Raw genomic sequence first — 13547 nt, forward strand, 5'->3', positions numbered from 1 at the left:
CCGATGGGACGGTGCGGCGGCCCCGGCGGAGGGGCCGGGCAGGGCAGGCTGTCCTGTGGATCGCCGCCCATCGCCAGTCGCCGGACCTTGTCTGGCGCTCCTGTTGCCCGAAACCGGGGGCGGAGCTGCCGTTTCAGCCCCATAAAGGGAGCCCCCTCACAAAAACGTCATGCATCCTGATGCCCGTCTGGGTTAGGATTCCGGCGGACCGGACCGTGCTCGTCTGCTAGGTAACATCAGGGACAGAGTCTTACCGCAAGGTCTCTAAGCCAAAGGAACGCACCTCGTAAGGTGCAGGTTAATGGGGAAGTATCAGATGCGTAACGTTTTTTCGCCGCTCACCGCAGCGGTCCTCACTCTGGGCATCGCTGCGGCAGTCAGCAGCCAGCCGGCCCATGCCGCGTTCAAGACCAAGGGCACCCAGGCGCAGCAGCAGCGTCAGCAGGCTGCCGCGCAGATTCCGACCTGCCAGCGCCCGATCGGTACGCTGTCGGTGATCGAGCCGGAAGACTCCACCAACTGGTGGACCGGCCAGCAGCTGCCGGCGCCGTCGCGCCTGATCAAGGCCTTCGTCAACCGCTCGCGTTGTTTCACCCTGGTGGACCGTGGCGCCGGTATGGCCGCAGGCCAGTTTGAACGTGAATTGGCGGCCAGTGGCGACCTGCGTGGTCGTTCCAACGTCGGCAAGGGCCAGATCAAGGCCGCCGACTACGTGATGATCCCGGATCTGGTCTCGCAGAACAGCAACGCCGGTGGCAATGCCATTGGTGGCCTGCTGGGTGGCCTGATCGGTGGTCGCGCTGGCGCGATCGTGGGTGGCTTGAACTTCACCAGCAAGACCGCTGACGTGGTGCTGACCGTGACCGACGTGCGTTCGTCGGAGCAGGTGGCCATTTCCGAAGGCTCGGCGCGCAAGAGCGACATGGGCTTTGGCGCCGGCGGCGGCCTGTTCGGTGGTAGCGGCCTGGGTGCGGCCGGCGTTGGTGGTTATGCCAACACTGAGATCGGCCAGGTGATCACCATGGCCTACCTGCAGGCCTATACCGACATCATCGCCCAGCTGGGTGGTCTGCCGGAGAACGCTTCTGCCGCCAATGCGCAGCAGGCAGTGACGGTCACCCGTGCCGGTCGCCTGCTGGCGAATGCGCGCGGTACCGGTGCGCCGGTACGCACCCTGGAAGCCGGGATGATGCTGTACCCGACCGGCACCAAGGAAGGCGTGATGTGGGAAGTCGAGGATGAACTGGGCAACCGTGGCTGGGTGTCGTCCACCCTGCTGCAGCTGTCCAAGTAAGCCTGGGTTTATCCCGCAGAAGGGCCGCGCAAGCGGCCCTTCTGGTTTCTGGGCGGGGCTGTGGTGCCGGGCCATGCTCGGCAGGGGCCTCCCCGACAACGCGCCTTGCAGGAGCGGCGTCAGCCGCGAAGCTGGCCATCTGCATCAATGGCAATGCCCGCAACCTGAACATCCTTGAGCTTCGCGGCTGACGCCGCTCCCACAGCGAGCGATGCCGGGAAGGCCCCTTGCCGAGCATGGCTCGGCACTACAGGTGGCCGGCATGGAAGGCTGCAATCCGGCAGTGGCCTTGGGTTTGTAGGCGTTCGCCCCGATAATGGCGGTATGGAAATCAAGTCCGACAACCCTGAACACGGCTTCCAGTTCCCCGGTACGTTTGAGCTCAGCGCCATGGGCGCGGCCAATATCGGTCTGGAGACGGAGCTGCCCAAATTGCTGCAAAGCGCCGGTATCGAGGTGCTGGAAGAGCGCATCAGCTGGAAAGCGTCCTCCAACGGCAAGTACGTCTCGGTGCGCATCGCCTTCAAGGCCGACAGCCGTGAACAGTACGACGCCGCGCACACGGCGATGCGTGAGCATCCGGAAGTGAAGTGGACGCTGTAACCGCCTGTGCGGCAGAAACGCAGGGCAAGACGCTGCGGCCCGCATTGCTGCGTGATCTGGGCCGGCAAGGCTATGAGCCAGTCTGGCACGCCATGCAGCAGTTCACCGATGCCCGTACCGATGCCAGCACCGACGAGGTGTGGGTAGTCGAGCACGATCCGGTGTTCACCCTGGGCCAGGCCGGCAAGGACGAGCATGTGCTGGCGCCGGGCGACATCCCGGTGCTGCACGTGGACCGCGGCGGCCAGGTGACCTATCACGGCCCCGGCCAGATCGTGGTCTACCCGTTGCTGGACCTGCGCCGGCTCGGCATCGGTGTGCGTGATTACGTGTGCCGGATCGAGCAGGCCATCATCGATACGCTGGATGAATGGAACATCGGTGCCGAACGCATGGACGGCGCGCCCGGTGTCTACGTCGGCGGGGCCAAGATTGCCGCGCTCGGCATCCGCGTGCGCCGCGGCTGCAGTTTCCACGGGCTGGCGTTCAATGTGTCGCTGGACCTGGAGCCCTTCCACCGCATCAACCCCTGCGGCTACGCCGGGATGCAGGTGACCTCGGTGCTAGACTTGGGCGGTCCTTCGGGCATCGAAGCGGTCAAGTCGGTGCTGCTGTCCCATCTGGCCCAGCAGTTCGGCCTGGCCTTGCAGCCGACGCCCGAACTGCCCGATCTGACTACGCGGCTCTGAGACCGCTGATAACGCCATGACTGAATCCACCACGCGCTCCATTCCCCTGCAGGTCGTGCAGGGCGACATCCCGTCCGCGCCGTTGCAGGCCGGTGTCAAACAGCTTGGCGGCGACAAGATCAACCGCTCGCCGGTGCAGTTCGCCGACGCGCCGGTGCTGCGCAAGCCTTCCTGGATCCGCGTGCGCATTCCCTCGGGCAATGCCGTGGCCAACCTCAAGGCCAAGCTGCGCGAGAACCGTCTGGTGACGGTGTGTGAAGAAGCCAGTTGCCCGAACATCCACGAATGCTTCGGCCATGGCACCGCCACCTTCATGATCCTGGGCGAGGTCTGCACCCGCCGCTGCTCGTTCTGCGACGTGGCCCACGGCCGGCCCAAGCCGCCGGACGCCAATGAGCCCGCCAGCCTGGGACAGACCGTGGCCGACATGGGCCTGAAATACGTGGTGGTGACCAGCGTCGACCGTGATGACCTGCGCGACGGCGGTGCCCAGCACTTCGTCGACTGCATCACTGCCATCCGCGAGAAGTCGCCGGGCACCCGCATCGAGGTGCTGACCCCGGACTTCCGTGGCAAGGGCCGCATGGAGCGCGCGCTGGAAATCCTCGCGCAGAACCCGCCGGACGTGTTCAACCACAACATCGAAACCGTGCCGGACCTGTACCGCAACGTACGCCCGGGCGCGGATTACCAGTGGTCGCTGACCCTGCTGAAGAACTTCAAGGCACAGCATCCGAACGTGCCGACCAAGTCCGGCATCATGCTCGGCCTGGGTGAAACCTTCGAGCAGGTGCAGGCCACCCTGCGTGACCTGCGCGCGCACGACGTGGAAATGGTGACCATCGGCCAGTACCTGCAGCCGACTGCCCACCACCACCCGGTGCTGCGTTACTGGACGCCGGAGGAGTACAAGGCGTTCGAGGATTACGGCTACGAACTGGGCTTCACCCATGTTGCCTCCGGCCCGATGGTGCGTTCGTCCTACCATGCCGACCAGCAGGCGGCCGGTGCCGGCGTCGCTGTCTGAACCAGTCCCCAGCATCCTGCTGCGGCCCGTTGCCGCAGCCGGGATCGCGTCGATTCGAGTGGTGCCACCGCAGCGATTCACAAACTGCTACGGGGCGGCAGCTACTCTGGAGCCAAGCAAGGTGACAAGTGCCGAAACTTTCGGCACTGTCGGCGTGTCGAACTTGCCCGCAGTCTCCCCACAACATTCGGTGCCACGAGTATTTTGATGAACTACCGAGTTCCCGTTTTCCTGCTGGCCCTCGCGCTGACCGCTCCCGCCGCCTTGCTGGCGCGCGCCGATACGGCCTTGCCCTCGGCAGCGACCATCGACCAGGCCACCACCTCCAAGCTGGTCTACGGCTTGTTGTCGGACAGCCGTTACGCCTACCGCCCGCGCCAGCTGGATGCGGCGACCTCGCAGGACGTGTTCAAGCGTTACCTGGAGTCCTTGGACAGCGGCAAGCAGTTCTTCACCAAGGAGGACGTGGATCGCTTCGCGCCGTTGGCGGCTCGGACCGGTGACGCCATCCGTTCCGGCGAGCTGGATCCGGCCTACCAGGTGTTCGCGGTGTACCGCCAGCGGGTGGGCGAGCGCGTGGCCTATGCTCGTCGCCTGCTGCGCCAGGAGCCTGATTTCACTGTTGAAGAGCGCTTCAACTACGACCGCAAGGACGTGCCGTGGGCAACCAACGCCGAGTTGGACGAGCTGTGGCGCAAGTCGGTCAAGAACGACTGGCTGCGGCTGAAGCTGGCCGGCAAGCCGGCCGCTGATATCCGCAAGACCCTGGACAAGCGTTACGACACCCTGCTCAAGACCATCAATGAGCTCAAGGGCGATGACGTGTTCTCGTTCTACATGAACGCCTACACCAGCGCCGTCGACCCGCACACCGACTATTTCACCCCGCGCACGGCCGAGAACTTCAACCAGGCCATGTCGCTGTCGCTGGAGGGCATTGGTGCCCAGCTGCAGCGCCAGGACGACATGGTGGTGATCCGTGAGGTGGTGCCGGGTGGTCCGGTGGCGATGGACGGCACGCTCAAGGCCGGTGACCGCATCGTCGGTGTCGGCCAGGGCCGTTCCGGCCCGGTCGAGGACGTGATCGGCTGGCGCATCGACGATGTGGTCGGCAAGATCCGCGGTGCCAAGGACACCCAGGTGCGCCTGGAATACATCCCGGCCGCCGAGGGTGTGGACGGCAAGCACCGCATGCTGACCCTGACCCGGCAGAAGATCCGTCTGTCCGAGCAGGCCGCCAAGGGCGAGACCATGACCATCCCGGGCACTGCCGGCCAGCAGGAGCGCCGCATCGGTGTGGTCAAGCTGCCGACCTTCTACCAGGACTTCGAAGGCCGTCGCCGCAATGCCGCCGACTATGCCTCCGCTACCCGCGATGTGGCCAAGCTGCTGGCCGGTTTCAAGGCCGACAAGCTGGACGGCGTGGTGCTGGACCTGCGCAACAACGGCGGTGGTTCGCTGGACGAAGCCATCGAGTTGACCGGTCTGTTCATCGAGCAGGGTCCGGTGGTGCAGGTGCGTGAATCCGGCGGCCGCGTCACCGTCAACAACGACCGCAACCCGGCCGTGGCCTGGGACGGCCCGCTGGCGGTGCTGATCAACCGTGGCTCGGCGTCGGCCTCGGAGATTTTTGCCGGTGCCATCCAGGACTACGGTCGTGGACTGGTGATCGGTGAAACCACCTTCGGCAAGGGCACCGTGCAGAACGTGGTGCCGCTGGACCGTTGGCCGGCCAGCGAGAAGGAACGCTTTGGCCAGGTCAAGCTGACCATCGCCCAGTTCTTCCGCGTCAGCGGCTCCAGCACCCAGCACAAGGGCGTGGTGCCGGACCTGGCCTTCCCGGCCAGCGTCGATGCCAGCGAGTTTGGTGAAAGCACCTACGACAACGCGCTGCCGTGGACCCGCATCGCTGCCGTGCCGCATACCCAGTACGGTAACTTCGCTCCGATCGTGCCGCGCCTGGAAACCCAGCACGACACCCGCATCCGCGCCGACCGCGAGTTCCAGTGGTGGGAAGAGGACGTGCAGCAGTTCCGCACCGATGCCGCCAAGAAGTACGTCTCCCTCAACGAGGCCGAACGCCGCGCCGAACGTGACAAGCAGGAAGCGCAGCGCAAGCAGCGCCAGCAGATCCGCAAGGACCTTGGCCTGCCGCTGGATCCGTTGGCCGAGGACAGCAATGACGACGGCTTGACCGGCAACGAGCGTGACATCGTCAAGGATGCCGCGCGTGAGAAGGCCGCCGAAAAGCGCCCTGATCCGCTGTTGAAGGAGTCGGCCTCGATCCTGGCCGATGCCGTGAACCTGCTGGAGAAGGACCGCCCGCTGTCGGCGCAGGTGCTGCCGCAGTCCACCGGCCCGGGCCGCTGGGCCGACTGAACGCCGCAAAACGCTGCGCACAGCCTGGCTGAGCGCAGCGACAATGGTTTCCGCACGCATTCAACGCCGTCAACGTAGCGCTACGTTGGCGGCGTTATGCTGTGGATCTACGCTGACTGTGGAGGTGCCCATGCGCCGACATCTGCTGCATGCGCTGGCCGCTGTGAGCGTGCTGCTCACCGCCTGCGGAAGCAAAGCCGTCAACAGCACCTTGCTGCGCGAATCCTTCGATTCGGGCGATACCTATACACGCAGCGTCGATGCTGCACCGGCGCAGGCCTGCGAGGCCGCGCGACGCGCGCTGCTCGGTCAGGGCTATGCGATCACCCGAGCCGACGCGAGCAATGTGGAAGGCAACAAGAACTTCCAGCCCAAGGACGAGGTGCACGAGCAACTGGTGCTGCGGGTGTCCTGCGCGGCGCAGGGCGCGGGCAAGGCGCAGGTATTCGTCAGCGCGGTGCAGGACCGGTACGCGTTGAAGAAATCGCCGACTTCGGCCAGCGTCGGCGTCGGCGCGTTGGGCTCGGTGTCGCTGCCATTCGGCAGCAACGACGACTCGCTGGTGCGGGTTGCCAGCAGCACCGTGCAGGACGCGCAGTTCTACCGCAATTTCTTCGGTCGCCTGCAGTACTACGTGGAGCAGGCGGCACAGCCGGTTCCGGCGGAACCGGCACGATGAGGCTTGGACGGCGCGCGAAGCAGCGGGCTGGCCGATGGACCTTGTTGCTGTGCGCGCTGGCGATGCCGTTGCTGGCTGAGGCGGGCTGCCATATGGCCTTGCTGGAGCAGCTGGGCTGGCAACTTGAGGCGAGCGGGAAGCCCACGCCGCAGATCAACGGCGGTGATCCATGCCGGCGCGCTTCGCTGGCCGACGCGCAGGCGCAGGGTGATCTGCGCTTGCAGGTGCCGAGCGGCTACAGCGCCGCACAACGTGAACAGCTGGCCGAGCAGGTATTGCAGCAGCAGGCGAGCATCTGCGCCTACGCCTTCCAGCTGGGGGATGCGGCGCGCACCGCCAGTTCGCGCTTGCAGGACAACCCGGGTTATCGCTTCACGGCGCTGCAACTGGGCTGGATCGGGTTTGGCGCACGCGGTGCGCGTGCACAGGGTTGGCAACGCTTTCGCAGTTTTGGTCGCGGCTACGCGCCGCAGGCCCGCAATTCCGTGGCGCTGGAGGCGTTCTATTCCGGCCGGGTACGTTCCGAGTGCGGGGTGGGGCGGCAGGTGGCGCAGCTGGCGACGCTGCGCGAGTTGTTCGGTGATGCCGCCTTCGATACTGCGTTCAGTTCCGGCGAACTGTCGATCGGCACCTTCCTGAGCCTGCATGACACCCAGAGCATCCTGCTGGGCAGCAGCGCAGGTGAATTGTTCGGTGACGGCAAGGCGGTGCGCACCTCCGCGTTGGGCCGGCAGGCGTTCATGGGCGCGCCGGGCTATATCGTGCATGCTTTCGATGCCACCTATCTGGATGACATCAACAACCAGGCCGAGAATTTCGTCATCACCGATGTCAGTGCCGCGGCCGCCGGTGCCTTGGCGCGGCATGGCGGCTTCGACCATTACGATGCACTCAACAAACGGTTGTGGGAGCTGGCCCAGCAATTGCCAGGCAGCGGCTGGCGGCGCTTCGAGCGGCTGCTGTACGAGCGTGACGGCCCCTTGCGCGCGGCGCTGCCGGAGGCGCAGCGGGATGTGCTGACACAGATGGATGCCGTGCTGGCCGATCCGGTGTACCGCGAGCTGATGCTGTACGTGCACCGTCAGGGCGTGCGCCCGCTGGGATATCACGTGGCGCGTTTGCTGGACCGCAACCCGCGTACGCCGTTTGTCATCGAACTGGTGCTGCACAATCTGCACACCACCATCTACCAACGCTGGCTGCAGGCCCGTCTGCGGGCCTGCGCAGCAGGATATCCACTACCGTCGGAGGAGCTTCAGCATGGAATTGGGAATGATCGGCCTGGGCCGCATGGGCGCCAACATGGCGCAGCGTCTGCAGCGTGCGGGGATTGCGGTTACCGGCTTTGATCCCGGTGAGCAGGCGCGCGCGCAGGTGGCCGGGCACGGTATCGCTACCGTGGATGGCCTGCAGGCGCTGGTGCAGGCGCTGCCAGCGCCACGTGTCTTGTGGTTGATGGTGCCGTCCAAGGTGGTGGATGCCACGCTCGACGCGTTGTTGCCGCTGTTGTCGGCCGGCGACGTGGTGATCGATGGCGGCAACTCCTGGTACAAGGCGTCCCTGCAACGTGCCGCCCGCAGCGCCGAGGCCGGGGTCGCGTTCGTGGATTGCGGCACCAGCGGCGGTGTATGGGGACTGCAGGAAGGTTATTGCCTGATGATCGGCGGTGAGGCCGAGGCGGTGGCGCGCCTGTCGCCCGTGTTCAAGGCGCTGGCGCCGGCCGCAGACCGCGGCTGGGCCCATGTGGGGCCAGTCGGCGCCGGACACTTCAGCAAGATGGTCCACAACGGCATCGAGTACGGAATGATGCAGGCCTATGCCGAAGGCTTCGCGTTGATGGAGAAGAAGGCCGAGTTCGGGCTGGACCTGGCCCAGCTGGCCGAAGTCTGGCGACATGGCAGCGTGGTGCGTTCCTGGCTGCTGGACCTCAGTGCCAACGCGTTGCAGGCCAATCCGGCGCTGGACGGCATTGCGCCGTATGTGGAGGACTCCGGCGAAGGCCGCTGGACCGTGGCCGAGGCCCTCGATCTGGATGTGCCTGCGCCGGTGATCACCTTGTCGCTGCTGGAACGGCTGCGCTCGCGTCAGGAAAATTCGTTCAGCGACCGCATGCTGGCGGCGATGCGCAACGAGTTCGGTGGGCACGCGATCAAGCCCGCAGGCGAGGCTGGCTGAGGCTTTTCCGCTTGTGTGCCTGGCGGTATCTGCAGGTCCGGCTGCAGGGGAGTGCACGGGTACACGTATTCGTGCAATCCTTGGCCGACAGTCAGCGATGCTGTCGTGCTGGTCACGCTGCCATCGACTGATTCCGGATCGACACCGTCGATGAATCCCGGGCCGTCGCGACACGCGCCGGTCCGTCAGCACGCAGGGGAAGGAATGGCAACACGACTGACCGATGATGGCTGGAGCCGCTGGCGCCTGTTCGGGTTGGGGCTGGCCGCGTTGTTGATCATCGTGGTGCCGGCCTTGACCCTGCAACGGCTGGCGGCCGACAGCGTGAATGCGTCCAACTGGGTCGTGCATACCCAGGCGGTGGGCGCGCGCCTGTACAACCTGCAGGCGGATATCCGTGACGTCGAATCGGCGGCGCTGACCTTGTCCAAGGGCATCGATTCGCCGGCACTGCAGGAGCGCCTGCAGACAGCTGACCGCATCGGCGTCAACCTGACCGAACTGGCGCAACTGGTCAGCGATAGCCCGGAACAGCTGGTGCGCATCGGCAAGATGGACTCGATGCTGGAGCGGCGCATGGCGCTGGCCAGGGAAATCGCCGCCAGCACCGATTCACCCCGACAGCGTGAGCTGATCGAGGAAATGACTTTCCAATACCCGATCCGGCAACTGGTGCAGGAGCTGCAGGATCACGAGGACGCGCTGCTGGTGAAGCGCGCAGCCAAGGCGAGGGACCAGCAACAGCTTGCGTCGATGGTGACCTGGACCGCACTGGCGGTGCAATTGCTGCTGTTGGGGCTGGTGCTGTGGCTGTTGCAGCGGCAGATCGGTGGCCGTGCCGATGTCGAGCTTCGCCTCAGCAAGGCCAGTGCCCGCGCAAGCGCAGTGCTGCAGACCGTGCGTGAACCCATCGTGCTGCTCGACGACAAGCTGCGGGTGGTACTGCACAACGCCGCATTCACCGAGCTGTACGGCGTCGACGACGCCGATATCAGTCTGCGTCAGCTGCAGGACATAGGCGAGGGTGCGTGGGAAGACCCGCTGGTCCGCCAGCGTCTGGCCGATGTGCTGCTGCGTGGGCGCGAGCTGTGGGATTTCGAACACCAGCAACGCAGCGTGGATGGCATGCAACGGACGATGTTGATCAACGCACGGCGCATGGCCTTGCCGGACGCTGAAGATGACGTGGTGTTGATGACGATCAGTGATGTCACCGTGCAGCGTGCGGTGCAGCAGCACGTGGAGGAGCTGAACCGCCAGCTCGAAGGCAAGGTCGAGCAGATGGCCGACGTCAACCGTGAGCTGGAAGCGTTCAGTTACTCCGTGTCACACGACCTGCGTGCGCCGCTGCGGCATGTGGCTGGCTTCTCCGACAAGCTGACACGCCATCTGGGCGAGGCGATAGACAGCAAGACCCAGCACTACCTCGAGGTGATCAGCAGTTCGGCGCAGCTGATGGCGGCCTTGATCGATGATCTGCTGGTCTATTCGCGGCTGGGCCGCGGGGCGATGCGCCTGCAGCGCGTGGACATGCAGTCGTTGGTGGCCGATACCCGCGCGCTGCTCGATTCCAACCTGAAGAACGAAGCCGGGGCGGACGGCAAGCTACGCGAGGTGGAGTGGCAGATCGGCAGGCTGCCGGTGTTGGTCGGCGACGAGAACATGCTGCGCCAGGTCTGGTTGAACCTGCTCGGCAACGCCGTCAAGTACACCGCCGGTCGCGACAAGGCGGTGATCGAAGTCAGCGCCAGGCAGCTGCCGGATGGCAGCCACCAGTTCAGCATCACCGACAATGGCGCCGGTTTTGACATGCAATACGCTTCCAAGTTGTTCGGTGTGTTCCAGCGCCTGCACAAGGCCTCGGAGTACCCCGGCACCGGCATCGGCCTGGCCAGCGTGCGCCGGGTATTGACCCGTCACGGTGGCCGCATCTGGGCCGACGCACAGGTCGATAAAGGCGCCACCTTCACCTTCGTTCTTCCCCAGGCAACCGAAACATCCAACAAGGACACCGTGGAATGAGTCCCCTGCGTACCATCCTGATTGCCGAAGACAGCCAAGCCGACGCCGAAATGGCGATCGACGCGCTGCGCGATGCCTCCCTGGCCAACCCCATCGTGCATGTCGAGGACGGGGTCGAGGCCATGGACTTCCTGCTCCGGCGCGGCGCCTTCGCCCAGCGCGAGGAGGGCTTGCCGGCCGTGTTGCTGCTGGATATCAAGATGCCGCGCATGGATGGACTGGAGGTGCTGCGGCTGATCCGCGCCGACGAGGAACTCAAGCGCCTGCCGGTGGTGATCCTGTCTTCTTCGCGCGAAGAAAGCGACCTGGCCCGCAGCTGGGATATGGGGGTCAACGCCTACGTGGTGAAGCCGGTGGATGTCGACCAGTTCTTCCAGGCGGTGCGTACCATCGGCACCTTCTGGGCGGTGATCAACCAGGCACCGGAGCACGAGTAAACACAGATGCCGAACAAGGGAGCGCCATTGGGGCTGCTGCGGATCCTGCTGGTGGAGGATTCGCCGGAGGATGCCGAACTGGTCATCGACCAGTTGCTCGAGGCTGGCCTGGAGCTGGAGTTCGAGCGTGTCGACAACGAGCCGGCAATGCGCGCTGCCTTGGCGGATGGCGTACCGGATGTCGTGCTGTCCGACCTGAGCATGCCGGGCTTCTCCGGCTACCAGGCATTGCAGATCCTGCGTGAGTTGCACCCCCGGGCACCTTTCATCTTCGTCTCCGGCACGATGGGTGAGGAAACTGCGGTGGAGGCGCTGCAGCATGGCGCCAATGATTACATCATCAAGCACCAGCCGGCGCGGCTGCCCTCGGCGGTGGCGCGTCTGGTGCGCGAGACCCGCAGTGAGCTGGAACGGCTGCGGGTGGAAGATGAGTTGATGCGTGCGCAACGGCTGGAGAGCCTGGCCCTGCTCGCTGCGGGGCTCAGCCACGACCTGCGCAACATCCTGCAACCGCTGCTGATCATCCCCGACCTGATCCGCGACCGCAGCGATGATCCCAAGGTCGTCCGCCTGGCCGATGTCATTGCCGAATGCGGGCGCCGGGGCCACGAGATGGTCGAGTCGATGCTGTCCTTCGTGCGCGGCTCACGCCAGCCCAGCGAACGGATCGTACTGCAGCGCCTGTTCCAGGCGGTGGGCATGCTGCTGAAGAGCAGCCTGCCGCGCAATGCCGAGCTGCATCTTGAAGTCTCCGACGACCGCATGGCGGTTGAAGCCAATTACACCGAGCTGCAGCAGGTGCTGCTCAATCTTGCGCTCAACGCCATCCAGGCCATGCCCGACGGCGGCAGCCTGAGGCTGGTCGCCGAGCGCGTTGCCGGCGAAACCGACAAGGTGCGCATCCGTGTCAGTGATGATGGCATCGGCATGGATGCAGCGACGGTACAACGCCTGTTCACGCCCTTCTTCACCACCAAGGCAGATGGCACCGGCTTGGGGCTGGTGTCCTGCCATCGCATCGTCGAGAGCATAGGCGGGCAGATCCAGGTGCAGAGTCAGCTTGGCGAAGGCACGACCTTCGAACTGCTGTTGCCGATGTGCGAAAGCACCGCCAGCGAAGATGCCGAACCACTGGAACGAACCCGGGTCGGCCATGGTGAGCGCCTGCTGGTGGTGGATGACGAGGCCACACGTCTGTCGCTGCTGGGCAATGCGCTGTCCAGCCAGGGTTATCGCATGCGTCTGGCCAGCGATGGCGCGGTGGCGATGCGGCATCTTCAGGAGGCGGGCCTGCCGGATGTGGTGCTGGTGGACAGCGGCATTCCGTTGTTGTCGGCCGGACAACTGCTGGCGGAGATGCAGGCGATGGGTTATCGCGGCCCGGCGATCGTGCTGGAGGATGCCAACGCGCCGGCGTTCGCCGATGGCCAGGCGCCTTCGGGTATCAGCGTGCATGTGCTGCCCAAGCCCTTGGAGATGCAGCGGGTGTTCCGTGCGGTAGCGGACGCACTGGGCGTGGGCTGAAGCATATGCGGGCTGGCGATGGCTGGCCTATCATGTGCGCCCCCTCCCTACGATGCGGTGCTCAAGCTCGTCCATCGTGGCGCGTGCGGGCCTGCAGGCAAACCAACTCATGACCACCGTGCTCCTCAGCCTGGGCAGCAACCTGCAACCGCAGCACTACCTGCAAGCGGCTGTTGCCGTATTGCGCGAACGTTTTGGCGCGATCAGCGTCTCCCCGGCCTACCGCACCCCGGCCGTGGGATTCGACGGACCCGACTTCCTCAACAACGCAGTGATGCTGGACACCGACCTGCCGCTGGGCGAGTTGGATGATTGGTTGCACGCGGTGGAGGACGCGCACGGCCGCGATCGTTCCGGACCGCGTTTCAGTGACCGGACCCTGGATATCGATGTGGTCTATTACGGCGACCTGGTGGTGGAAGGCCCGGGTCATCTACGCATCCCGCGCCCGGAGTTGAAGCACGCGTTCGTACTCAAGCCGCTGGCCGACATCGCCCCGGATTTCATCGACCCGGTGCGCGGGCTGAGCCTGCAGCAGATGTGGCAACAGCACCCGCAGCATGGGCAGGCGTTCGATACGGTGGAGCTGTAACGCTGTACCTGTAGTGGGGGGGGGGGGGGGGGGGCGGGGGTGGGGGGGCGGGCGCCGGCCCGGCCTCCCGGCGCCCGGCCGCCGGGGGCGCGGGGGTGTTCGGGGCGGGCGCGCGCGGGGGGGGGG

At 65.5% G+C, this 13547-nt stretch carries 12 protein-coding genes; all 12 read left to right on the forward strand.

Annotation, left to right across the window (positions count from 1 at the left end; translation table 11 throughout):
* Positions 1 to 316 precede the first annotated feature (316 nt).
* The 12 genes from AC1VXC_RS03460 (at position 317) to folK (ending at position 13421) form a co-directional block, all read left to right on the forward strand.
* Positions 317 to 1294, forward strand: a complete 978-nt coding sequence (locus tag AC1VXC_RS03460) for a CsgG/HfaB family protein (RefSeq protein WP_313173031.1) — start codon at positions 317 to 319, stop codon at positions 1292 to 1294.
* A 324-nt stretch (positions 1295 to 1618) separates the two neighbouring features.
* Positions 1619 to 1897: a DUF493 family protein gene (locus tag AC1VXC_RS03465; RefSeq protein ID WP_313173032.1), complete on the forward strand. Its 279-nt coding sequence runs from the start codon at positions 1619 to 1621 to the stop codon at positions 1895 to 1897.
* The gene (gene lipB / locus AC1VXC_RS03470) at positions 1885 to 2586 is read left to right on the forward strand and encodes a lipoyl(octanoyl) transferase LipB (protein ID WP_313173033.1); all 702 of its coding nucleotides are present in this window, start codon (positions 1885 to 1887) and stop codon (positions 2584 to 2586) included. Before AC1VXC_RS03465 ends, lipB begins: the two co-directional genes overlap by 13 nt.
* Positions 2587 to 2602: 16 nt before the next feature.
* Complete coding sequence (lipA, locus tag AC1VXC_RS03475; protein ID WP_313495373.1) at positions 2603 to 3613, forward strand: lipoyl synthase; 1011 nt, start codon at positions 2603 to 2605, stop codon at positions 3611 to 3613.
* 207 nt (positions 3614 to 3820) lie between these two features.
* Positions 3821 to 5992 (forward strand): carboxy terminal-processing peptidase, encoded by a 2172-nt coding sequence (locus AC1VXC_RS03480; RefSeq protein ID WP_313495371.1) that lies wholly within the window; start codon positions 3821 to 3823, stop codon positions 5990 to 5992.
* Between the two features lie 130 nt (positions 5993 to 6122).
* Complete coding sequence (locus AC1VXC_RS03485; RefSeq protein ID WP_313495369.1) at positions 6123 to 6671, forward strand: DUF2242 domain-containing protein; 549 nt, start codon at positions 6123 to 6125, stop codon at positions 6669 to 6671.
* Between the two features lie 62 nt (positions 6672 to 6733).
* Positions 6734 to 8020, forward strand: coding sequence for a hypothetical protein (locus AC1VXC_RS03490; protein ID WP_481539654.1), 1287 nt, complete (start codon positions 6734 to 6736; stop codon positions 8018 to 8020).
* The gene (gene gnd, locus AC1VXC_RS03495) at positions 7932 to 8846 is read left to right on the forward strand and encodes a phosphogluconate dehydrogenase (NAD(+)-dependent, decarboxylating) (RefSeq protein WP_313495366.1); all 915 of its coding nucleotides are present in this window, start codon (positions 7932 to 7934) and stop codon (positions 8844 to 8846) included. Before AC1VXC_RS03490 ends, gnd begins: the two co-directional genes overlap by 89 nt.
* Before the next feature lie 204 nt (positions 8847 to 9050).
* The gene (locus tag AC1VXC_RS03500; protein ID WP_313495364.1) at positions 9051 to 10868 is read left to right on the forward strand and encodes a sensor histidine kinase; all 1818 of its coding nucleotides are present in this window, start codon (positions 9051 to 9053) and stop codon (positions 10866 to 10868) included.
* On the forward strand, positions 10865 to 11305 hold the full coding sequence (locus tag AC1VXC_RS03505; protein ID WP_313173039.1) for a response regulator: 441 nt from the start codon (positions 10865 to 10867) through the stop codon (positions 11303 to 11305). Before AC1VXC_RS03500 ends, AC1VXC_RS03505 begins: the two co-directional genes overlap by 4 nt.
* Positions 11306 to 11311: 6 nt before the next feature.
* Positions 11312 to 12829, forward strand: a complete 1518-nt coding sequence (locus AC1VXC_RS03510; protein ID WP_481539653.1) for an ATP-binding response regulator — start codon at positions 11312 to 11314, stop codon at positions 12827 to 12829.
* Between the two features lie 109 nt (positions 12830 to 12938).
* Positions 12939 to 13421 carry a 2-amino-4-hydroxy-6-hydroxymethyldihydropteridine diphosphokinase gene (folK, locus tag AC1VXC_RS03515; RefSeq protein ID WP_313495361.1) on the forward strand — a complete coding sequence of 161 codons (483 nt, stop codon included), beginning with the start codon at positions 12939 to 12941 and terminating at the stop codon, positions 13419 to 13421.
* Positions 13422 to 13547: the final 126 nt, after the last annotated feature.

It is taken from the genome of Stenotrophomonas sp. STEN033 (assembly GCF_056856655.1).